The sequence below is a fragment of the Bradyrhizobium sp. NC92 genome, from assembly GCF_025200865.1.
Classification (GTDB): Bacteria; Pseudomonadota; Alphaproteobacteria; order Rhizobiales; family Xanthobacteraceae; genus Bradyrhizobium.
Genome location: NZ_CP104171.1, coordinates 2,737,730 through 2,758,818 on the forward strand (window position 1 = coordinate 2,737,730; position 21,089 = coordinate 2,758,818).

General features: G+C 65.6%; 16 protein-coding genes. All 16 read left to right on the forward strand.

Translation table 11 applies throughout. The features are described 5' to 3' along the window. The 16 genes from N2602_RS12805 (at position 1) to N2602_RS12880 (ending at position 20,916) form a co-directional block, all read left to right on the forward strand. Entirely contained in the window at positions 1-522 is a 522-nt protein-coding gene (locus N2602_RS12805) for a PAS domain-containing protein (RefSeq protein ID WP_260382850.1), read from the forward strand. Next, complete coding sequence (locus tag N2602_RS12810; RefSeq protein WP_260382851.1) at positions 500-1,804, forward strand: methyl-accepting chemotaxis protein; 1,305 nt, start codon at positions 500-502, stop codon at positions 1,802-1,804. The genes N2602_RS12805 and N2602_RS12810 overlap by 23 nt, the downstream gene beginning before the upstream one ends. A 278-nt stretch (positions 1,805-2,082) precedes the next feature. Continuing rightward, on the forward strand, positions 2,083-5,352 hold the full coding sequence (locus tag N2602_RS12815; protein WP_260382852.1) for a DUF2126 domain-containing protein: 3,270 nt from the start codon (positions 2,083-2,085) through the stop codon (positions 5,350-5,352). Positions 5,353-5,379: 27 nt separating this feature from the next. Continuing rightward, positions 5,380-7,905, forward strand: a complete 2,526-nt coding sequence (locus N2602_RS12820; RefSeq protein WP_260382853.1) for a circularly permuted type 2 ATP-grasp protein — start codon at positions 5,380-5,382, stop codon at positions 7,903-7,905. After that, positions 7,902-8,780 carry a transglutaminase family protein gene (locus tag N2602_RS12825; protein ID WP_172784106.1) on the forward strand — a complete coding sequence of 293 codons (879 nt, stop codon included), beginning with the start codon at positions 7,902-7,904 and terminating at the stop codon, positions 8,778-8,780. Before N2602_RS12820 ends, N2602_RS12825 begins: the two co-directional genes overlap by 4 nt. A 252-nt stretch (positions 8,781-9,032) precedes the next feature. After that, on the forward strand, positions 9,033-9,860 hold the full coding sequence (locus tag N2602_RS12830; protein ID WP_172784107.1) for an HD domain-containing protein: 828 nt from the start codon (positions 9,033-9,035) through the stop codon (positions 9,858-9,860). A gap of 106 nt (positions 9,861-9,966) precedes the next feature. Then, the gene (locus N2602_RS12835; RefSeq protein ID WP_260382854.1) at positions 9,967-10,860 is read left to right on the forward strand and encodes an alpha/beta fold hydrolase; all 894 of its coding nucleotides are present in this window, start codon (positions 9,967-9,969) and stop codon (positions 10,858-10,860) included. Positions 10,861-11,029: 169 nt separating this feature from the next. Continuing rightward, positions 11,030-11,656 carry a GTP cyclohydrolase I FolE gene (gene folE, locus N2602_RS12840; RefSeq protein WP_212259729.1) on the forward strand — a complete coding sequence of 209 codons (627 nt, stop codon included), beginning with the start codon at positions 11,030-11,032 and terminating at the stop codon, positions 11,654-11,656. Positions 11,657-11,683: 27 nt separating this feature from the next. Next, positions 11,684-13,207, forward strand: coding sequence for an FAD-dependent oxidoreductase (locus N2602_RS12845; RefSeq protein ID WP_260382855.1), 1,524 nt, complete (start codon positions 11,684-11,686; stop codon positions 13,205-13,207). Between the two features lie 127 nt (positions 13,208-13,334). Then, on the forward strand, positions 13,335-13,910 hold the full coding sequence (locus N2602_RS12850; protein WP_172784111.1) for an HdeD family acid-resistance protein: 576 nt from the start codon (positions 13,335-13,337) through the stop codon (positions 13,908-13,910). A 224-nt stretch (positions 13,911-14,134) separates the two neighbouring features. Beyond that, a complete protein-coding gene (locus tag N2602_RS12855) occupies positions 14,135-15,346 on the forward strand; it encodes an ABC transporter substrate-binding protein (RefSeq protein WP_260382856.1) in 1,212 nt (403 codons plus the stop codon). A gap of 326 nt (positions 15,347-15,672) precedes the next feature. After that, positions 15,673-16,905 carry an acyl-CoA dehydrogenase family protein gene (locus N2602_RS12860; protein WP_260382857.1) on the forward strand — a complete coding sequence of 411 codons (1,233 nt, stop codon included), beginning with the start codon at positions 15,673-15,675 and terminating at the stop codon, positions 16,903-16,905. A 214-nt stretch (positions 16,906-17,119) separates the two neighbouring features. Then, positions 17,120-17,905 carry an ABC transporter substrate-binding protein gene (locus N2602_RS12865; RefSeq protein WP_260382858.1) on the forward strand — a complete coding sequence of 262 codons (786 nt, stop codon included), beginning with the start codon at positions 17,120-17,122 and terminating at the stop codon, positions 17,903-17,905. Further along, the gene (locus N2602_RS12870) at positions 17,889-18,092 is read left to right on the forward strand and encodes an ABC transporter substrate binding protein (protein WP_260382859.1); all 204 of its coding nucleotides are present in this window, start codon (positions 17,889-17,891) and stop codon (positions 18,090-18,092) included. Before N2602_RS12865 ends, N2602_RS12870 begins: the two co-directional genes overlap by 17 nt. A gap of 186 nt (positions 18,093-18,278) precedes the next feature. Beyond that, on the forward strand, positions 18,279-19,247 hold the full coding sequence (locus N2602_RS12875) for an ABC transporter substrate-binding protein (RefSeq protein WP_172784115.1): 969 nt from the start codon (positions 18,279-18,281) through the stop codon (positions 19,245-19,247). A 211-nt stretch (positions 19,248-19,458) separates the two neighbouring features. Next, a complete protein-coding gene (locus N2602_RS12880) occupies positions 19,459-20,916 on the forward strand; it encodes a hypothetical protein (RefSeq protein WP_260382860.1) in 1,458 nt (485 codons plus the stop codon). Positions 20,917-21,089: the final 173 nt, after the last annotated feature.

Here is a 21,089-nt window from a genome sequence, read left to right on the forward strand (position 1 = left end):
ATGACGCATGCGATACGGCCGACTGGCGTGGAAAATCTCCTCGGCGAGGAGGAGCTGATCGTGTCCAAGACCGATCTCAAGGGCCGCATCACCTACGCCAACGACGTCTTCATCCGGATGGCGAAATATTCTTACGCCGAGCTGATGGGCGCGCCCCACAGCCTGATCCGCCATCCCGACATGCCGCGCGCCGTCTTCAAGCTGCTCTGGGACACGCTGCAGTCCAAGCAGGAGATCTTCGCCTACGTCGTCAACCTGGCGAAGGACGGCAGTCATTACTGGGTGTTCGCCCACGTCACGCCGACGTTCGACGAGCGCGGCAACATCGTCGGCTATCACTCCAACCGTCGCAAGCCGGATCCCGCGCAGATCGAGCGCATCAAGCCGATCTACAAGACGCTGTGCGCCGAAGAGGCGCGGCATGCCAATGCCAAGGAGGGCATGCAGGCAAGCTTCGAGGCGATGATCGGGCTGCTCAAGCAACAGGGTGTCGGTTACGATGAATTTGTGCTCTCTCTCTAAGGCGCAGGGAGCGACCGCGCTCGCGTGTGGTCTTGCCGTCGTCGCGTTCGTTCTCTCTCTTCTCGGCATGACCGGGATCACGAGTGCCGCTCTGCTTGGCGCGACGATCGCCCTCTCCGGCTATGCCGTCTGGTGTCAGCACCGCACCGCGGTCGCCGTCGACGAGGTCGCCGATGTGTGCCGCAAGGCGGCGGGCGGCGATCTCGAGGCGCGCATCCTCAGCGAGCGGCAGGCCGGGCGGATCGGGGCGATCCAGAAATCCGTCAACGACATGCTCGACATCACCGATGCGTTCCAGCGCGAAGCCTCGGCCTCGATGGAGTATGCCAGCCACGGCAAGCATTTCCGCAAGATCCTGGCGCGCGGATTACCGGGCTCGTTCCGCCGCTCGGCCACCGTCATCAATGCCGGCACCGACAGCCTCGGCCGCAGGGTCGTCGAGATCGCGGATCTCGCCAGGCAGTTCGGCACGCATCTCGACCAGGTTGCGGGCACGCTGATGGGCGCCGCGACCGATCTCGAATCCGACGCCGGCCAGATGGCGGCGGCGGCGGAGAAGACCAGCCTGCAGACCTCCGGCGTGCTCTCTGCCTCCGACCAGGCCTCGCGCAACGTTGCCACCGTCGCCAGCGCCGCCGAGCAGCTCGCATCGTCGATCGCCGAGATCAACCGCCAGGTGGCCGGCTCGACCGCGAGCACGGGGCGGGCGGTGAACGAAGCCAATCGCGCCGGCAGCGAGATCCGGAGCCTTGCGGACGCCGCGATGCAGATCGGCGACGTCGTCAAGCTGATCAGCGAGATCGCCTCGCAGACCAACCTGCTCGCGCTCAACGCCACCATCGAGGCGGCCCGCGCAGGGGAGGCCGGCCGCGGGTTCGCGGTGGTGGCCTCCGAGGTCAAGAGCCTCGCCAACCAGACCGCCAAGGCGACCGAGGAGATCAGCGCCAAGGTCGGCGAGATGCAACAATCGACCACCAATTCGGTCGCGGCCGTCGAGGCGATCGCGCAGACCATCGCCGAGATCAACGGCATCACCGCCTCAATCGCGGCCTCGATCGAGCAGCAGGGGGCGGCGACGCGCGAGATCGCCCGCAACGTTCACGAAGCCTCCGCCGGCACCTCGCAGGTGTCCTCCAACGTCACAGGCATCAGCGAAGCCGCTGCCGACACCGGCCGCGTCGCTGTTCGCGTCAACCACGCCTCCGAGCGCGTCCACGGCGAAGTCGAGATACTCCGCCGCGAGGTGACCCAGTTCTTGCAGCGGTTGACGTCCGCGGCGTAACGCGCTCTCTCTTTCCCTCTCCCCTTGCGGGAGAGGGTGGCTCGCCGCGAAGCGGCGAGACGGGTGAGGGGTCTCTTTCCTCACGACCGATCTTGCGACTGGAGAGATACCCCTCATCCGGCGCTTCGCGCCACCTTCTCCCGCAAGGGGAGAAGGAAGAAAGGCGCCCACAATCACCCGCCCCGCATCTTACCTAGGCACCCTGTGCCCGTTGTTAGTGCTTGATCGCGCTGTCCTCAGGTGTTCTGCTCAAAAAAGCTGCTGGAGCACCGCATACCGTGTCGATCTACGTCGCGCTACACCACGTCACGCACTACAAATACGACCGCCCGATCGACCTTGGTCCGCAGACCATCCGCCTGCGGCCGGCGCCGCATACCCGCACGCCGATCCTGAGCTATTCGCTCAAGGTCACGCCTTCAAATCATTTCGTGAACTGGCAGCAGGACCCGCAGGGCAACTGGCTGGCGCGCTACGTCTTTCCGGAGAAGACCACCGAGCTGAAATTCGAGGTCGACTTCACGGCGCAGATGACCGTGGTCAACCCGTTCGACTTCTTCGTCGAGCCCTATGCCGACAGCTTTCCGTTCGACTATCCCAAGGATTTGAAGACGGAGCTCGCGCCGTACCTCGAGACCATCAAGCCCGATCGCCTGTTCGCCAAGTTCCTCGATACGATCCCGCACGAGGCCCCGAACACCGTCAATTTCCTGGTCGACCTCAACCGCGAGATCCAGAAGAAGGTCCGCTACATCATCCGCATGGAGCCGGGCGTGCAGACGCCGGAGGAGACGCTTGTCTCCGGCGCAGGCTCATGCCGCGATTCCGCGTGGCTGCTGATCCAGACCGTGCGCCATCTCGGGCTCGCCGCCCGCTTCGTCTCCGGCTATCTGGTCCAGATCCGTCCCGACATCGATCCGATCGAGGGACCACCGGAAGTCGAGAACGATTTTACCGATCTGCACGCCTGGGCCGAGGTCTATCTGCCCGGGGCAGGCTGGATCGGGTTCGACGCGACCTCGGGCATGCTCGCAGGCGAGGGACACATCCCGGTCGCTGCCACGCCGCACTACCGTTCGGCGGCGCCGATCTCGGGAGGGGCCGGCTTTGCCGAGGTCGAGTTCTCCTTCGACATGAGCGTGAAGCGCATCCGCGAGGCGCCGCGCATCACAAAGCCGTTCTCCGACGAATCCTGGGCGCGGCTCAACGATCTCGGCGAGCAGGTCGATGGCGATCTCGCCGCTGATGACGTGCGGCTCACCATGGGCGGCGAGCCGACCTTCGTCTCGGTCGACGATCTCGAGGCGGGCGAGTGGAACACGGAAGCCGTCGGCCCGACCAAGCGCGCGCTCGGCGACCATCTGATCCGCCGTCTGCGCACGCGCTTCGCGCCGGGCGGCCTTTTGCATTACGGCCAGGGCAAATGGTATCCCGGCGAGAGCCTGCCGCGCTGGGCGTTTGGCCTGTACTGGCGCAAGGACGGCGTGCCGATCTGGAAGAATTCCGACCTCATCGCCAAGATCGAGAATCCGCGCCGTGCCGAGGTGAAGGACGCCGAGGCCTTCATGGAAGGCGCGGCGGCCCGGCTCGGCCTCGATGCCGGCTACATCATGCCGGCTTATGAGGACACCGCGTACTGGCTCCAGAAGGAGGCCGAGCTTCCCGTCAACGTCGATCCCTCCGATTCCAAATTATCCGATCCGGAAGCCCGCGCGCGGATGGCACGCGTGTTCAACGAGGGTCTCAACGCACCGCGTGGCTTCGTGCTGCCGGTGCAGCGCTGGAACGCGCCGCCGCGCTGGCGCAGCGAGCGGTGGCAACTCCGGCGCAACCATCTGTTCCTGATGCCCGGCGATTCGCCTCTCGGTTTGCGCCTGCCGATTGGGTCGCTCGGTTACGTCCCGCCCAACCAATATCCCTACATCGTCGAGCAGGACCCGATGGAGGCGCGGGACAAGCTGCCGGTGTTCACGCTCGCCGCGCGTCCGGAATCCCCGCCGCGGGCCGCGCCTGAGCATCTCAACACCTCCGTCCCGGTGCGCACCGCGATGTCGGTCGAAGTCCGCGACGGCGTGCTCTGCGCCTTCATGCCGCCGGTCGAGCGCATCGAGGACTATCTCGAGCTCGTTGCCGCGCTCGAAGCCACCGCGGAGGAGATGCAGCTTCCCGTCCATGTCGAGGGTTATCCGCCTCCGTTCGATCCGCGCATCGAGGTGATCAAGGTGACGCCCGATCCTGGAGTCATCGAGATCAACATCCAGCCGGCGAAGAGCTGGCGCGATGCGGTCGAGATCACCACCGGTCTCTACGAGGATGCGGCCAAGGTGCGGCTCGGCGCCAACCGCTTCCTGGTCGACGGCCGCCACACCGGCACCGGTGGCGGCAATCACGTCGTGGTCGGCGGCTCTTCTCCGCAGGATTCGCCGTTCCTGCGCCGGCCCGATCTCCTGAAGAGCCTGGTGCTGTATTGGCAGCGCCATCCCGCGCTGTCCTACTTCTTCTCCGGCCTGTTCATCGGGCCGACCAGCCAGGCGCCGCGCATCGACGAGGCGCGCCATGACAGCATCTACGAGCTCGAGATCGCGCTCTCGCACGTGCCGCCGCCGGGCTATCAGACGCCGCTGTGGTTGGTGGACCGGCTGTTCCGGCATCTGCTCGTCGACATCACCGGCAACACCCACCGCGCCGAGATCTGCATCGACAAGCTCTATTCGCCGGAGGGGCCCACGGGGCGACTCGGCCTCGTCGAATTCCGCGCGCTCGAAATGCCGCCGGACCCGCGCATGTCGCTGGCACAGCAGCTCCTGATCCGCGCGCTGATCGCCAAGTTCTGGCGCGAATCGCTGAGCGGCAAGTTCGTGCGCTGGGGCACCGCGCTGCACGACCGCTTCATGCTGCCGCATTTCATCTGGGACGATTTTCTCGACGTGCTCGGCGAGCTCAAGCAATCGGGCTATCCGTTCGAGCCGGAATGGTATCTGGCCCAGCTCGAATTCCGCTTCCCCGCTTTCGGCCGCGTCCATCATGGCGGCGTGACGCTGGAATTGCGCCAGGCGCTGGAGCCTTGGCACGTGCTCGGCGAGGAGGGCTCGGCCGGCGGCACCGTGCGCTATGTCGACAGCTCGGTCGAGCGGCTCCAGGTCAAGGCCGAAGGCTTCGTCGAGGGCCGCCACGTCGTCACCTGCAACGGGCGCCGCCTGCCGATGACCCCGACCGGCCGCTCCGGCGAGGCCGTGGCCGCCGTCCGCTTCAAGGCCTGGCAGCCGGCATCCGGCCTGCACCCGACCATCCCCGTCCACGCGCCGCTGACCTTCGACCTGATCGATACCTGGAACGGCCGCTCGCTCGGCGGCTGCGTCTACCACGTCGCCCATCCCGGTGGGCGCAACTACGACACCAAGCCGGTCAACACCTACGAGGCCGAGGCCCGGCGGCTGGCGCGCTTCCAGGACCACGGCCACACCCCGGGGCCGATGCAGCCGCCGCCCGAGGAACGCACAAATGAGTTTCCGCTGACCCTCGACTTGCGGACCCCGCTCCTGCAATGAGTATGATGGTGGGGCAGGGAGAGGCGCATGGCCGAGGGCGCAGCCGAGCAGGACGACAAGGCGGGAAAGGCGCAAGGCCAACGTGAAGGCCAGCGCCGCCTCGCGCAATGGGTCCGCGACTATAGCCGGCTGCCGGGTATCCCCGACGAGTTCTTGAGCCCGGACGGCAGCCCGCGCGCGGTCTGGAGCCGCTTCTTCGACGCCTTCGGCGCGCTGGCGCCCGACGAGATCGAGCGGCGCTTCGGCATGGCCGACCGTCACTTGCGCGAGGCCGGCGTCACCTACCGCGCGCCCGGCGACAGCGCCGACCGGCCCTGGTCGCTCAGCCACCTGCCGCTTCTGATCGATGAAGCCGACTGGCAGCAGCTCTGCGCCGGCATCACCCAGCGCGCCGAGCTGCTCGAGCGCGTGCTGCGCGACATCTATGGCGAGGGGCGCCTCGTGGCGGAAGGCGCGCTCCCGGCTGCGGCGATCGCCGGCAGTCCCGAATATCTCCGTCCCGTCTGCGGCGTGCCGCCGCCGGGCGGACGCTATCTGTCGATCTATGCCGCCGATGTCGGCCGCGGGCCCGACGGCCGCTGGTGGGTGCTCGGCGACCGCACCCAGGCGCCATCAGGCGCGGGCTACGCGCTGGAAAATCGCCTGGTGCTGTCGCGCGCCTTCTCCGATCTCTACAAGTCGATGAACGTGCCGCGTGTCGCGCCGTTCTTCGAGGCGTTCCGCGACAGTCTTCGCGCGCGCGCCGATCGCGACGAGCCGCGCATCGGCGTGCTCACTCCCGGCAGCTTCAGCGAGACCTATTTCGAGCATGCGACGCTGGCGCGCTATCTCGGCTTCCTGCTGGTCGAGGGCGACGACCTCGCGGTCAGCGACAACCGCGTCCACATCCGTACCGTCGCCGGCCTGAAGCGGCTGGATGTGCTCTTGCGCCGGGTCGATTCCAACTCGCTCGATCCGCTCGAGCTCGATGCCTCCTCGCATCTCGGGGTGCCCGGCCTGATCGACGTCTTGCGCAAGGACGGCGTCGTCGTCGCCAACATGCCGGGCTCGGGCGTCTTGGAGGCGCGGGCGCTGCTCGGCTTCCTGCCGGCGCTGAGCCGCCGCCTGCTCGGCGAAGACCTCAAGATGCCGCACATCGCGACCTGGTGGTGCGGCCAGCGCAACGCGCGCGACGAAGTGCTGGCCCGGCTCGACGAAGTTGCGATCGAAGGCGCCTATCGCCGCGGCGTTCCCGGCTTCGGCTCCAGCGGTCCGGTGCTCGCGAGCGAGCTCGACGCCGGCGACCGGCAGCGCCTGATCGATGCGATCAGCGCGCGCGGCATGGATTATGTCGGCCAGGAGGTGGTGCGGCTCTCGACCATGCCGGTGTGGGAGCAGGGCCAGATCACGCCGCGCCCCTTCGTGCTGCGCGTGTTTGCCGCCGCCACACCGGACGGCTGGGCCATCATGCCCGGCGGCTTCTGCCGAATCGCCGAGCAGCCGGACGCGCGCGCGGTGTCGATGGGCGACGGCGCGCGCGCCGCCGACGTCTGGGTCGTCTCCAACAAGCAGGTCGCGACCGCGACGCTTCTGCCCGCGACGGACAAGGTTCGCATCCGCCGCATCGCCGGCGTGCTGCCGAGCCGCGCCGCCGACAATCTGTTCTGGCTCGGCCGCTACCTCGAGCGCGCCGAGGCGACGCTGCGCCTGGTGCGTGCGCTTGGTTCGCCGAGCGGGCCCAACAAGGGCACGGCGGCCTCGGCGCAATCGGCCGAACGCATCCAGCGCCTGCTGGTGGCCTGGGGCGCGGTCTCGCAATCCTCGCGCACGGCCGCGGGGCGCATCGTCGCCGAAGCGCTGCAGAGCGCGGAGCGTTTCGGCTCGGCCCTGTCGCTGGTGCGCGCGGCGCAGCGCACCGCGACCTCCTTGCGCGAGCGGCTGTCGCCCGATGCCTGGCAGGTGATCACGGAAATGGCCGAGCGTCTCGCCTACGAGGTCGAGGACGACGACAGCGTGCTGAGCGCGGCCGAGCTGACCTTGCAGGAGCTGGCGAGCTTCGCAGGCCTTGCGCAGGAGAACATGAACCGCGCCGCCGGCTGGCGGTTCCTCGACATCGGCCGCCGCGTCGAGCGCGCCATCAACACCACGCGCTTCACGCGCCAGTTCGCCTATGACGAGGCCGGCGATGAGGATCTCGACATCCTGCTGACGCTGGTGGACTGCCAGATCACCTACCGCTCGCGCTATCTGCTGGCGCCGATCCTGGCCCCGGTGCGCGACCTCGCGGTGCTCGACGGCTACAATCCGCGTTCGGTGGCGTTTCAGGTGACGACGCTGAACGAGCACATTGCCGCGCTGCCGAGCCTGAAGGAGCACGGCCTGATCGAGAAGCCGCAGCGTCTCGCCGTGGCGATGCAGGCGATGCTCGCGACCGCGGAGGCCGAGAAGCTCGAGGTCAAGACGCTGTTCGCGCTGGAGCAGGATCTGCTCAGCCTCGCCGAGGCGATCGGGCAGCACTACTTCCCGCATGGCCCCAATGCCGCCCGGCCGGAAAAGCTGACGGGGTTGGCGTGATCTACGACATCCGTCACGTCACCACCTATGAGTACGAGAATCCCGTCAGCTTCGCCCGCTGCACGCTGCGGCTGGAGCCCAGAAGCGGCGGCGGCCAGGAGCTGATCTCGCACGAGGTCGAGATCCATCCCCGCCCGTCCGAGCGCAACGTGCGGCGCGACTTCTTCGGCACGCTGACCGAGAGCGTGGTGATCGAAGCCGCGCATCGCAACCTGCGCATCGACTCGCGCTCGCGGGTTTCGATCTCGCGCCGGCCGCCGGCGCGCGATGCGGTCAGCCCGCCCTGGGAGAGCATTCGCGACATCGCGTTCGAAGCAACCAGCCTCGGGCCGTCCTCGCCGGTCGGCTATGTCTTTGCCAGCCCCCTGGTGCCGGTGCTGCGCCCGGTCAGCGCCTATGCCGGGATGAGCTTTCCGCCCGGCGCGGGCATCCTCACCGGCGCCGTCGACCTGATGCGACGCATCCGCGGCGAATTCCGTTACGATCCCAAGGCGACCGTGATCTCGACGCCGCTCGACGAGGTCTTCGACAAGCGTCACGGCGTCTGCCAGGACTTTGCCCATGTCATGATTGCCGGGCTGCGCGGGCTCGGCCTGCCCGCGGCCTATGTCAGCGGCTATTTGCGCACCATTCCGCCGCCGGGCCAGCCGCGGCTGCAAGGTGCCGACGCCACCCACGCCTGGGTGTCGCTGTGGTGCGGGGCCGAGCTCGGCTGGATCGATCTCGATCCGACCAACGATCTCCTCATCGGCAACGATCACATCGTGCTCGCAATGGGGCGCGATTTTTCCGACGTCTCGCCGGTCGACGGCATCATCGTCGGCTCGCCCAAGCAGAAGCTCGCCGTCGCCGTCGACGTGCTGCAGGTGGAGTAGCCGGCCCGCGCGTCCAATTCCCTGCGGTGCCGCGCCCCGAGCGGCGGCAGCGGCTTTCCGGCTGCTTTGGGTTGTGTTAAACTGTGGCCGCAACCGTGATGTTGCGCAGCGAAACGGCGCGGTATTTTCGTATTTTCGTCCCCGACGTTTGGTTACCCGGCCCAAGATGGGCTATGCTCCCCGCTGCGTCGAGGACAAGAATGAGACGTCGGGAGACGGCATGGGACACCAGCGGCGGACGGGGCTGCATCCATGATAACCTTACCGAGACTGGCGGCCGAATCCCTGGAGGAATTCCTCGGCAAGTTCCTGCGTCGCCGGTTCGATGAAACTGCCGCGAGCATCGTGGAGAGTGCGACCCGCACCGCGATGGAGTGTATCGGCAACAGCGATGCGCTCTATCACAACATCGAGCATACGATGCTGGTGACGCTGGCAGCCCAGGCGATCCTCCGCGGCCGAAGTCTTCATACCCATCTGTCGGCCGAGGATTACGTCCACGTCCTGATCGCCTGCCTCGCTCACGACATCGGCTATGTGCGAGGCCTGTTCGAGGAGGACGATGAGGACGGCTTTCTGGTCGACGCGGCCGGCACCAAGGTTTCCCTGCCGCGGGGTGCATCCGACGCCAGCCTGATGATGTATCACGTCGATCGATCGAAATTGTACGTGACGCGGCGACTGCGGCATATTCCGGGACTCGATCCGGAACGCGTCGCCCGTGCCATCGAAGGCACAAGGTTCCCCGCTCAGCAGGGCCAGGACTATGACGACGAAGCTTCGATCCTGCGTGCGGCCGACTTCATCGGCCAGCTCGGCGATCCCAATTATCTGCGCAAGGCCAACGCGCTCTATTACGAGTTCGAGGAGGTCGGCATCAACCGCCAACTCGGCTACGACTCGCCCGCCGACATCGTGAACCGCTACCCGCAATTCTATTGGAACAGCGTCGCACCGCACATCCAGACCGAGATCGGCTATCTCAACAAGACCGAGATTGGCCGGCAATGGATCGCCAATCTCTACAGCAACGTGTTCCGCGCCGAACGCGACATCTCGCTGTCCGGTCCGCAGAAGTAGATCGGGCTCTCGTAGCCCGGATAAAGCGAAATCCGGGATTCGCGGATGCTCGCGGCGCGGCTTGCGCTGCGCTCCATCCACGTGGCCCCAACGCCGTGAGCAAATCATGCAACAAAAAACCGTCACCACGGATATCCTCGAGATCGCCTATCGCGAATACGGTGCGCCGGACGGCTGGTCCTGCATCATGGGGCACGGCTTTCCCTATGACGTGAACGCCTATGCCGAGACCGCGCCGATCCTCGCCGCAGCTGGCGCACGCGTGCTGGTGCCCTGGCTGCGCGGCTATGGGCCGACGCGTTTCCGTTCCACTGCAACGCTGCGCTCCGGCGAGCAGGCGGCTCTTGGCGCCGATCTTCTGGCCTTCATGGATGCGCTTCGTATCGAGCGCGCAATCGTCGGCGGCTATGATTGGGGAGGGCGCGCCGCCTGCGTGATCTCGGCGCTCCATCCGGAGCGCGTGATCGGTCTCGTCTCCGGCAATTCCTACAACATCCAGAACATCGCCCGATCCATGGAGCCGGCTTCGCCACCGGAGGAGGCGGCGCTCTGGTATCAATATCTCTTCCACAACGAGCGCGGCCGCCGCGCGCTGGAGCGCAACCGCCGCGGCTTTGCGCGTCAGCTCTGGACGATGTGGTCGCCGAAATGGACATTCGACGACGCGACGTTCGAGACGAGCGCTGCATCGTTCGACAATCCTGACTTCGTCGACGTCGTGATCCACTCCTACCGCCACCGTTATGCGCTGGTGGCGGGCGATCCCGCCTATGCGGGAATAGAGGCAAAGCTCGCCGCGCAGCCGCCGATCCGTGTCCCGACGATTGCGATCGACGGCGACAGCGACGGCGTCAATCCCGGCACCGCCCACCACGCGGGCAAGTTCGAGGGATTTTTCGAGCGCCGCGTCTTCACCGATGCCGGTCACAACCTGCCGCAGGAGCGGCCCGCCGAATGGGCGCAGGCCGTGATCGACGTCCGGAAAGCGGCTGCGTCATAGGCAGCGCCGACGCGCCTTCGGCGCTCCTCACCTGAGGCCATGGCGCGCCGGCGCCGGGCCAACGACCCCGTTCGCCAAATTTCCCTGATCTGCGGGAACCTTTTCCGATTGCAGCCGTCCAAGCTGTGGGCCGGCTTCCATAGGCGGGCTCGTTGCAGGGAGGATCTTGATGAAGTCATCAGTGCGCAAGCTGGAACGTGTCGCGGTGGCGCAGGCGCCGTCCGATCGGCCGGACAAAGCGGAGGTCGAGCAGGCGATCCGGACCATGATCCGCTGGGCCGGCGATGATCCGGCGCGCGACGGTTTGCGCGAGACACCTGATCGCGTCGCACGCGCTTTCGAGGAGTATTTTTCCGGATACGCGCAGGACCCGACGGAGATCCTGCAGAAGACCTTCGAGGAGATCGAAGGCTATGACGAGATGATCGTGCTGCGCGGCGTTCGCTTCGAGAGCCATTGCGAGCACCACATGGCGCCGATCGTCGGTCGCGCCTGGGTCGCCTATATTCCGCAGGGGCGCGTCGTCGGCATCAGCAAGCTTGCGCGCGTGGTGGACGTCTACGCGAAAAGGCTTCAGATCCAGGAGAAGATGACCGCGCAGATCGCCAACACCATCAACGACGTGCTCAAGCCCGAAGGCGTCGGCGTCATCATCAAGGCGACGCATCATTGCATGACCACGCGCGGTGCGCACAAGCCCGGGACCGATCTCGTCACCAGCCGCATGCTGGGTGTGTTCCGCGACAATGCGCTGACGCGCCAGGAACTGCTGGGGCTCGCCAATTCGGACGATTGACCCCGCGCGCGCAAGGAGGCGTTTGCCATGGCCGAAGACAACAAGCCGAGCGGACCCGACCTGAGCAAAGGCGTGTCGCTGACCGCGTTCAAGGATGGCAAATTGCTCGGTCACGTCGGCGAGGACGACGTTCTGCTGGTGCAAGCCGGCGGCGAGATCTTTGCGATCGAGCCGGCCTGCAGCCATTATCATGGCCCGCTTGCCGACGGCTTGGTGGTGGGCGACAGCATCCGCTGTCCCTGGCATCATGCCTGCTTCTCCTTGCGCACGGGCGAAGCCAGTCGTCCGCCGGCATTGAATGCGCTGGCGGTGTGGGAGGTCGAGCGCGATCGGGACAACATCATCGTTCGGCGCAAGCGCGAGGCACCGAAGCCGCCGGCTGCACATCGCAGCGCGGCAACGCCCGACAAATTCGTCATTGTCGGCGGCGGTGCTGCCGGCTTCGCTGCCGCCGAGACGCTCCGGCGTGAGGGTTTTGCCGGCGCCATCACCATGCTCAGCAATGACGGCGCGATGCCGGTCGACCGGCCCAACCTGTCCAAGGACTACCTCGCGGGCAACGCGCCGGAGGACTGGTTGCCGTTGCGCGGCGAGGATTATTACCGGGACGCCGGTATCGATCTCAGGCTCAACACCGACGTCGCTGCCATCGGTCTCAAGACGCGCAGTGTGACGCTGGGCAATGGCGACAAGCTCCCATTCGACCGGCTGCTGCTCGCGACCGGCGCCGAGCCGGTCAAGCTGCAGATTCCGGGCGCGGACCAGCCGCATGTTCACACCCTGCGGACCGTCGCCGACAGCCGCGCCATCATCAAGGCCGCAGGGAGTGCGAGGCGCGCGCTGGTGATCGGCGCCAGCTTCATCGGCCTCGAAGTCGCCGCCTCCTTGCGGGCGCGCAAGATCGAGGTGCACGTGGTCGCGCCGGAGGAACGGCCGATGCAGAAGGTGCTCGGCGCCGAGATGGGCGACTTCGTCCGGTCGCTGCACGAAGAGAACGGCGTGATCTTCCACCTGAAGGACGCCGTCGACCATCTCGATGGCCTGCGCGCGACGCTGAAAAGCGGCGCCGTCATCGAGGCCGACCTCGTCGTCGTCGGCATCGGCGTCAAGCCGCGCCTTGCGCTCGCCGAGCAGGCGGGGCTGGCGGCTGATCGTGGCGTCAGCGTGAGTGAATATCTGGAGACCAGTGTATCCGGCATCTTCGCGGCCGGCGACATTGCCCGCTGGCCTGACTCGCACTCGCGGCAGACCATCCGCGTCGAGCATTGGGTGGTGGCGGAGCGGCAGGGGCAGACCGCGGCGCGCAACATGCTCGGCAGGCGCGAGCGCTTCGATGCGGTGCCGTTCTTCTGGAGCCAGCACTACGACGTGCCGATCAACTATGTCGGCCACGCCGAAAACTTCGACGACATCGCGATCGACGGCAGTATTTCGGGAAGGGACTGCCTGCTGAAGTACCGCAAGGGCGGTCGCGTGCTTGCCGTCGCTTCAATTTATCGCGATCTCGACAATCTCAAGGCCGAGCTCGAAATGGAGCGGCCACGCGGCTGACGCGCCGAATTCGATCTTGATTTGTGTCAACGTTGCCGCAGGTGGGGGCTGCTCTACTGACTGTCGTCCCGGCATGGGGCGTGCTATCCTGGCGCGTGCCCGCGGGCTTCGCATGCAGGAGTGGCCCATGACAAGTGCTTCGGATGCGTCCCGTCATCCCGGTCTCGGCTCGGGTATCTCTGCGCTACACGGCAAATGGGGCTGGATCGTTGCGCTCGGCGTCGTCTATCTCATCGCCGGCTTCGTTGCGCTCGGCAGCATGGTCATGGCGACGGTGGCGAGCGTGATCGTGGTCGGCGCCATGATGATCGTCGCCGGCGTGACGGAGATCATCGGCGCATTCCAGATGAAGAGCTGGGGCAAGTTTCTGATCTGGGCCTTGCTCGGCGTGCTCTATGTCGTCGCCGGCTTCCTGACCTTCGCGAACCCGCTATTCGCGGCAGTCCTGCTGACGTTGTTCCTGGGCGCGTCGCTGATCGCCTCGGGCGTGGTCCGGCTGTTTCTCGCCTTCAGCATGAAGCGCGAGAGCCCGTGGGTCTGGGTCGCGCTCTCGGGCGCCATCACGCTGCTGCTCGGCCTCCTGATCGTGGCGCGCTGGCCGGTGAACAGCGTCTATATCCTCGGCCTGTTTCTCGGTATCGATCTGATGATGGCCGGCGCCGGCTGGATCAGCCTGGGCTTTGCCTTGAAGCGGCGCGGCTAAAGCATGATCCGGAAAAGTGCGAAGCGGTTTTCCGGAAAGATCATGCGTAAACAACAACCTAAAGCGCGACGATGGTTCATCCCAATCTCATCGCGCTTTAGCGCAACGCCATCAGCAACTCGACGCAAGACCCTCTTGCGGAACTCCGCTGAGCTGAACGTGCTGACAACAAGCAGCACGCCGCGCGATCGTCTCGCGCGGCGATGTTCACCCGGGGAGAAACCATGAAAGCCGCTTTGGCCCTGGCCGCAGCGCTGGCTGCCGCCTGCTTGTCCGACCCTGTCTCGGCGCAAAAATCCTACGGCCCCGGGGTCAGCGACACCGAGATCAAGATCGGCAACACCATGCCCTATAGCGGCCCGGCCTCGCCGCTCAGCATCACGGGACGGGTGATCTCCGCCTATTTCGACGAGATCAACGAGAAGGGCGGCGTCAATGGCCGCAAGCTCAACCTGATCTCGCTCGACGACGCCTTCTCGCCGCCCAAGACCATGGAAGCCGCGCGGCGCCTCGTCGAAGGCGACGGCGTCGCCTTCATCTTCGCCACCATGGGCACCGCGCCGAGCTCGGCGATCGCAAAATATCTCAACAGCAACAAGGTGCCGCAGATCTTCCTGATCAGCTCGGCTTCGAAGTGGAACGATCCCGCCAACATGCCCTGGTCGATCGCGCTGCCCTGGGCGCCGAACTACACCAGCGAGGCCGCGATCGACATCGCCTATGCCCGCGCCAAGAACCCGAATGCGCGCTTTGCGGTGCTCTACCAGAACGACGACGCCGGCAAGGAATATCTTCGCGGCGTCAAGGAGGCGCTCGGTGCCGACGCCGACAAGGCGATCGCGATGGCGTCGAGCTTCGAGGTCGCCGACCCCACCGTCGATTCCCAGGTGCTGACGCTCGCCAACACCAAGGCCGACGTCTTCATGATCTATTCGGTGACGCCGCGCGCCTGCGCGCAGGCGATCCGCAAGGCGCACGAGGTCGGCTGGCAGCCGACGCGCTTCCTGGCCAGCGGTTGCGCCAACAAGGCCACCGTGATGGTGCCGGCGGGGCTCGAGGCCGGCAAGGGGGTGCTGTCGCTCGGCGCGCTGAAGCCGTTCGTCGAGGCACCGAAGGACGATCCGGCGATGGCGGCCTATATCGACTTCATGAAGAAGCGCCTGCCCAATGCCGACATCAACAACGTCGCCGGCCTCTACGGCTACACCGTCGCCGAGGCGCTGGTGGTGCTGCTGAAGCAATGCAAGGACAATCTGACGCGCGAGAACATCATGGCGCAGGCGGCGAACCTGAAAAATGTGCCGCTGTCGCTTCTGATGCCCGGCATCACCCTCAACACCACGCCGCAGGATTTCCGCCCGATCAAGGACGGCTACATGCTCCAGTTCGACGGCAATGACTGGGTGGTGGCGAGCGAGCTGTTGCGGGGGACGTGAGGCGGGGGCTCTCACCGCGAACTCGGAATCGTAGAATCGTAGGGTGGGCAAAGGCGCCCTTGCGCCGTGCCCACCATCTATCAATGATTGTCGAGAGAATGCGTGGGCACGCTTCGCTTTGCCCACCCTGCAGGACTGAAGGGGACGTGAGGGGCGGCCGAGGAGGCGGTGCTCCCTCTCCCCTTGCGGGAGAGGGTGGATGCGCGAAGCGCAGCCGGGTGAGGGGTCTCTCTCCTCACGAACGTTGTCGCCGACGGAGAGAACCCCTCATCCGGCGCTTCGCGCCACCTTCTCCCGCAAGGGGAGAAGGAAGAAGGAGACCCATCATGGACTTTCAGCACTCCGCCCGTTCCTTGGAGCTCCAGGAGCGCGTCCGCCAGTTCATGCGCGCCCATGTCGAGCCGGTCGAGGATCTCTATTACGAGCAGGTCAAGCCGGAGGCCGCGCGCTACAAGACGCCGCCTGTGCTGCAGGAGTTGAAGCGGCTGGCGCGCGAGCAGGGGCTGTGGAATCTGTTCCTGTCCGGCGAGCACGGGCAAGGCCTTAACAACACTGGTCTGACCAACCTCGAATACGCGCCGGTGAAGGAGATCATGGGACGCATCCTCTGGGCGCCTGAAGTCTTCAACTGCTCGGCGCCCGATGTCGGCAACATGGAGGTGCTCGCAAACTACGGCACCAAGACGCAGCAGGAGCGTTGGCTGAAGCCGCTTCTGGAGGGGCGGATCCGCTCCGGCTTCTCGATGACGGAGCCGCAGGTCGCCTCCAGCGACGCCACCAACATCCAGTGCGAGATCAAGCGCGACGGCGACGACTACGTGATCAACGGCCGCAAATGGTTCACCTCGGGCGCGATGAACGAGGATTGCGAGATCCTGATCGTGATGGGCAAGACTGCTCCGGACCATCCCGACCGCCATCGCCAGCAATCCATGATCCTGGTGCCGAAGAATACGCGTGGGGTGCGCATCGTCCGCGACATGCTCACCTACGGCTATGACGATGCGCCCGTCGGCCATCCCGAGATCGTCTATGACGACGTCCGCGTGCCCGCCGAGAACCTTTTGCTCGGCGAGGGCCGTGGCTTCGAGATCGCGCAAGGCCGGCTCGGTCCCGGCCGCATTCATCACTGCATGCGCCTGATCGGCTGCGCCCAGCGCGCGCTGGAATTGATGTGCCAGCGCGCGGTCTCGCGCGTCGCCTTCGGCAAGCCGCTCGCAGAGCAGGGCTCGGTGCGCGAGGACATCGCGCATTCCTTCTGCGAGATCTCACAGGCGCGGCTGCTCACCTTGCAGGCCGCCGACAGGATGGACCGCGAGGGCAACAAGGCCGCGCGCGATCTGATCGCCGCGGCCAAGATCGTGGTCCCCAGCATGGCCGCCCGCGTCATCGATCGTGCCATCCAGATCCATGGCGCCGCCGGCGTGTCGCAGGACACGTTCCTGGCGCGCGCTTACGTCTACGCCCGCTTCATCCGCATCGGCGACGGCCCGGACCAGGTGCACCTCGCCGCGGTCGGCAAGGAGCTGATCAGGCGCGGCGGGGCGATGGCGGGGTAGAGGTGACGTCCTGCGCCAGGATCTGCGCATAGAGGAATGCATTGGACCCGGGCAAGGATTGCGCTTTTCGCTTGTGGCCCATCTCGGACATAGGGACGCGGCTTCGGACATCGGATTGGTTGTCCATTCTCACTAGCTGTGTCGCCGCAAAGTGCTAGGCTTCGGACATGGATGGGCCTTTCCTCCGCGGTGCTCAATGAGACGACGCGAGTTCATGGGGCTGATCGGCGGCGCGGCGGCGACGTGGCCGCTCGGAGCGCGTGCGCAGCAACCGGCAAGGTGGCGCTACAGGGTAGGCTATCTCGCGAGCGCGTCGCGGGAGCAAACACTTCGTAATGTTGGAGCCTTCGAAGCGGGCCTGCGGAGCCTTGGCTACCGCGCTGGCGAGAATGTCGTCATCGAGTACCGCTTTGCCGACGGAGACATGGGGCGGCTGGCGGCGCTTGCCACCGAGGTGGTCGGGCTCGGCGTGGACGTCATCGTGTCCGGGACCAATGCGACCACGGTTGCAGCCATGAAGGCGACCCGGACGGTCCCGATCGTGATGGCCAACAGTGCTGAGCCTGTCAGTGCCGGACTTGTCGCCAGTCTGGCGCGCCCGGGTGGCAATGTCACTGGGTTCAGCTCGGAGCCCGGCGATGAGATCAACGGCAAGCGGCTCGAATTTCTGAAGGACACTCTGCCGAACCTCTCGCGTGTGGGCGTTCTGTGGAATCCGGACTTTGCGCCCAATCAGGACCGGCTGGCGTCGCTGCGGGAAGCTGCCCAAGCGCTGGGGTTGACGCTTGTCGCGGCCGAGGCGCGCGGCCCGGACATGCTTGAACAAGCGTTTGCGACAATGGTGAGGGAACGCGCTCAGGTGCTCGTCGTGTTGAGCGATGGAGTACTGTTCAACCACCGCGGTCTGGTTGGCGTCATGGCCGTCAGAAATCAGCTGCCTGCAATCTCTGCGGTGAGAGAATACGCGGAAGCGGGGCTTCCTCTTGAGCTACGGGACTGATTTGCCAGATCAGTTTCGCCGGTCTGCAATCCTTGTCGACAAGATTCTCAAGGGTACGAAACCTGGCGATCTGCCGGTTGAACGGCCGATCAAGTACGAACTTGTTATAAACCTCCAGACCGCCAAGGCACTCGACATCAACATGCCACCGACCCTGCTGACGCGGGCCGATGTCGTGATCGAGTAGGCACTCTGATGTCGCTTATTGGCCCTTCGCGTCAGTTGGGGCGGTGCTGCAACATGCCCGTAGCCGTGGGCGAGGCGGAGGGGTCGGGATCAGGTACACCGGCGCGATGAATTTCTGGCGAACATCCCGGGATCGTTGCCCATATGCTAGACTGCCGATAGCGAGGATTTGCAAGGTCGCAGCGGCATGAGACGGCGCGAGTTCATCAAGGCCTTCGGCAGCGCGGCGCTCGCGTTTCCGCTTCCGGCTAGGGCGCAAAAATCCGCGATACCGGTGCTTGGCTCTCTGAATCGCCCGAGCCCGGGGACGGAGGCGTTCGGCACCGCGTTCCGTCGCGGTCTCAAGCAGATGGGATTTGTCGAAGGCCAGAACCTTCTGATTGAAGGGCGTTGGCCCAACCCCAACGAAGACTTGCGAGAGGCCGCGGCCGAGCTCGTGCGGAAGCAGGTCGCCGTGATCTTTACGGCCGACAATGGCGGAGCGCTGGCCGCCAAGGCGGCGACCTCGCAAATTCCGATCGTGTTTGTCGTGGGTCTAGATCCCGTTGCCATGGGTCTCGTCGCCACCATCAACCGCCCAGGCGGCAACGCCACGGGCGTATCGTTCCAGGTGAGTGCATTGGAGCCGAAGCGGTTCGAATTGCTGCGTGCACTATTGCCGGCGGCTTCCCTGATCGGAGTGCTGGTCAACCCGGACAATCCGAACGCAGATCCAAGTGCCGTGCGCCTGGCCGCATCTGCCTCGGGGCTGCAGCTGCTCGTTATGGAAGCTCGCAGTCTCGCCGAGGTGGAAAGCGCATTCGCGCAACTGGTTCAACGCGGAGCGAATGCGCTGCTCGTGACCTCCGATCGCCTGTTCAATCTGGAGCGTCGTCAGCTGGTGGATTTCGCGGCGCGAGCCGGCATTCCGACCATCTACCCTTGGCGCGACTTTGCCGATGCTGGCGGCCTGATGAGCTATGGTAACAGTCTCACGGACGCTTTTCGGCAGGGCGGGCTGTATGTTGGCCGCATCCTCAGGGGTGACAAGCCGGCCAGTCTGCCCATCTGGCAGCCCACCAGGTTCGAGTTCGTGATCAACCTCAAAACGGCAAAGGCAATGGGCCTCGACATCCCGCCGGCTCTGCTGGCGTTTGCCGACGAGGTGATCGAGTGATCGTCTCACGATCGTCGAACCGCTTGGGGGTGATGCAGCGCTTCAGATCACTGTAGCACAATAGTAACCAATACTGGCCGAGAGTGACCCTGCACGCCATGGCAGGTTCACCCAGGTGAAAGAGCATAGATCGCTTTCGCGCGAGATAACGTCTGCTGCCGACGTCGCGGGCAGCGCTCGCGCCCCCGATATGCCGGCAAGCCGTTTCCGCATGAGCCTGCGTTGGCTGATCGTTGCGGCGCTCCTCCTGGCCGCCTTGCTCGTCCAGATCCCCATCGTTCTGAACCCGGATTTGGCCTGTCTGCTGACGGAAGGCGAGCAGGTCCTGGATGGGCGCAAGCCCGGCGTCGACCTCCTGGAGCTGAATCCGCCCCTGTCGGTCTATCTGTACATGCCGGCATCGATGCTGGCTCGAACGACCGGCATTGCGCCTGAGCTCATCGTGATCATCCTGATCCTGGTCGAAATCGTCGTCGCGCTTCTGATCATTGATCGTGCCGCTGCGGCAGCGAGGCTGGGGGCTGACGAGCGGATCGTCGCAACCTGCCTGTTCGCGTTCTTGTTCGCGATACTTCCGAGCGGCGTCTTCGGACAGCGTGAGCACATCGCCGTCATTGCGCTGACCCCTTTCGTCGCCGTCACGGCGATCCGCTGGCGCGGCCTCAGCCCCGGACCGGTGGCGGTCGTGGCAGGACTTGGCGCCGGGCTGGCCTTGAGCATCAAGCCCCACCTCGCCCTGGTAATAGGGCTTCCGGTCGTCCTTGCGGTCTTCCGCCAGCGCTCGCTCAGGCCGTTGTTCTCTCCGGAAGCGATGACGGCGGCTGCTGTCGTCATCGGCTACGGAGCGATCCTCGTCATCGTCTTCCCCGCTTATCTGTTCGACTATGCGCCGATGGTCTCTGCCGCCTATCTGCCGCTGCGGATGAATCTGGGCGATCTGTTGTCCTTTCCGGCCACGGTGATGGCCGGATCCATCGTGTTTCTCGGCCTGCTGGCCCCGCACGAGTTCAAGATCGGGGGCAACGCGACCCCGTGGCTGGCCGCGGCGCTCGGCGGCGCTGCGAGTTTCGTTCTCCAGGGCAAGCATTGGACCTACACGGCGTTTGCGATCTGCGTCTTTGCGATCGCCGCGCCGCTGCTCCATGCGCGCGTGAGGACGATGCGGATGCCGGTCATGATCGTCGGCCTTGCTTCCGTTGCGCTCATCGCCTACTGCCTGTCCTTGCAGGTCCGGCCGTTTCCGCCGCTCAAGGAGCGCATCCAGGCTCTCGCAACGCATCCGCGGCTGATCACGATCGGCGATCACATCGCGCTGGGGCATCCGCTCGTCCGTGAGGTCAACGGGACCTGGGTGGGCAGCTCCTGCGTGCAGCTATTGGCGGCCGGCGCGATGATGCTCCAGAAGACTACGCAGCCAACCCAAGGCGAGCGCGCAAGACTGGACAGCATCATCGATTTCGAGCGACGGCACTTGCTCGCGGACCTGCGCGCCGGTCGACCGGATGTGATCCTCGTGGATACCCAGCTGCTGAGCGCGGTCCCGTTCGACTGGCTGGCCTGGGCGAGGTCCGATCCCGAGCTCGAGGCGGAGCTAAGTCGCTACCGCGAAGTCGAGGATGCCGGCGGCCGCGTCCGGATCCTGGTCGCTCGATCGGGTTCGGAGCGGTAACAACCCGTTCGGTTGTGCGCCGGCCGCGGCACGGGCGCCACGCTCGCCATGCTGACATCATGCCAGTGTTTTGCCCGACGAGTCAAAATCGATTCGTAAAAACAGCAAGCTTTGACGCCCGGCCGCCAAGCCATTGAAAAGCCTGACCCCGTCTACTGGGCATGGGGTTGTTT

Bases quoted from the DNA above. Each gene is read 5' to 3' on its own strand.
- N2602_RS12805 (WP_260382850.1), top strand. From the start codon at position 1: ATGACGCATGCGATACGGCCGACTGGCGTGGAAAATCTCCTCGGCGAG.
- N2602_RS12810 (WP_260382851.1), top strand. From the start codon at position 500: ATGAATTTGTGCTCTCTCTCTAAGGCGCAGGGAGCGACCGCGCTCGCG.
- N2602_RS12820 (WP_260382853.1), top strand. From the start codon at position 5,380: ATGGCCGAGGGCGCAGCCGAGCAGGACGACAAGGCGGGAAAGGCGCAA.
- N2602_RS12830 (WP_172784107.1), top strand. From the start codon at position 9,033: ATGATAACCTTACCGAGACTGGCGGCCGAATCCCTGGAGGAATTCCTC.
- N2602_RS12835 (WP_260382854.1), top strand. From the start codon at position 9,967: ATGCAACAAAAAACCGTCACCACGGATATCCTCGAGATCGCCTATCGC.
- folE (WP_212259729.1), top strand. From the start codon at position 11,030: ATGAAGTCATCAGTGCGCAAGCTGGAACGTGTCGCGGTGGCGCAGGCG.
- N2602_RS12845 (WP_260382855.1), top strand. From the start codon at position 11,684: ATGGCCGAAGACAACAAGCCGAGCGGACCCGACCTGAGCAAAGGCGTG.
- N2602_RS12850 (WP_172784111.1), top strand. From the start codon at position 13,335: ATGACAAGTGCTTCGGATGCGTCCCGTCATCCCGGTCTCGGCTCGGGT.
- N2602_RS12855 (WP_260382856.1), top strand. From the start codon at position 14,135: ATGAAAGCCGCTTTGGCCCTGGCCGCAGCGCTGGCTGCCGCCTGCTTG.
- N2602_RS12860 (WP_260382857.1), top strand. From the start codon at position 15,673: ATGGACTTTCAGCACTCCGCCCGTTCCTTGGAGCTCCAGGAGCGCGTC.
- N2602_RS12865 (WP_260382858.1), top strand. From the start codon at position 17,120: ATGGGGCTGATCGGCGGCGCGGCGGCGACGTGGCCGCTCGGAGCGCGT.
- N2602_RS12875 (WP_172784115.1), top strand. From the start codon at position 18,279: ATGAGACGGCGCGAGTTCATCAAGGCCTTCGGCAGCGCGGCGCTCGCG.
- N2602_RS12880 (WP_260382860.1), top strand. From the start codon at position 19,459: ATGAGCCTGCGTTGGCTGATCGTTGCGGCGCTCCTCCTGGCCGCCTTG.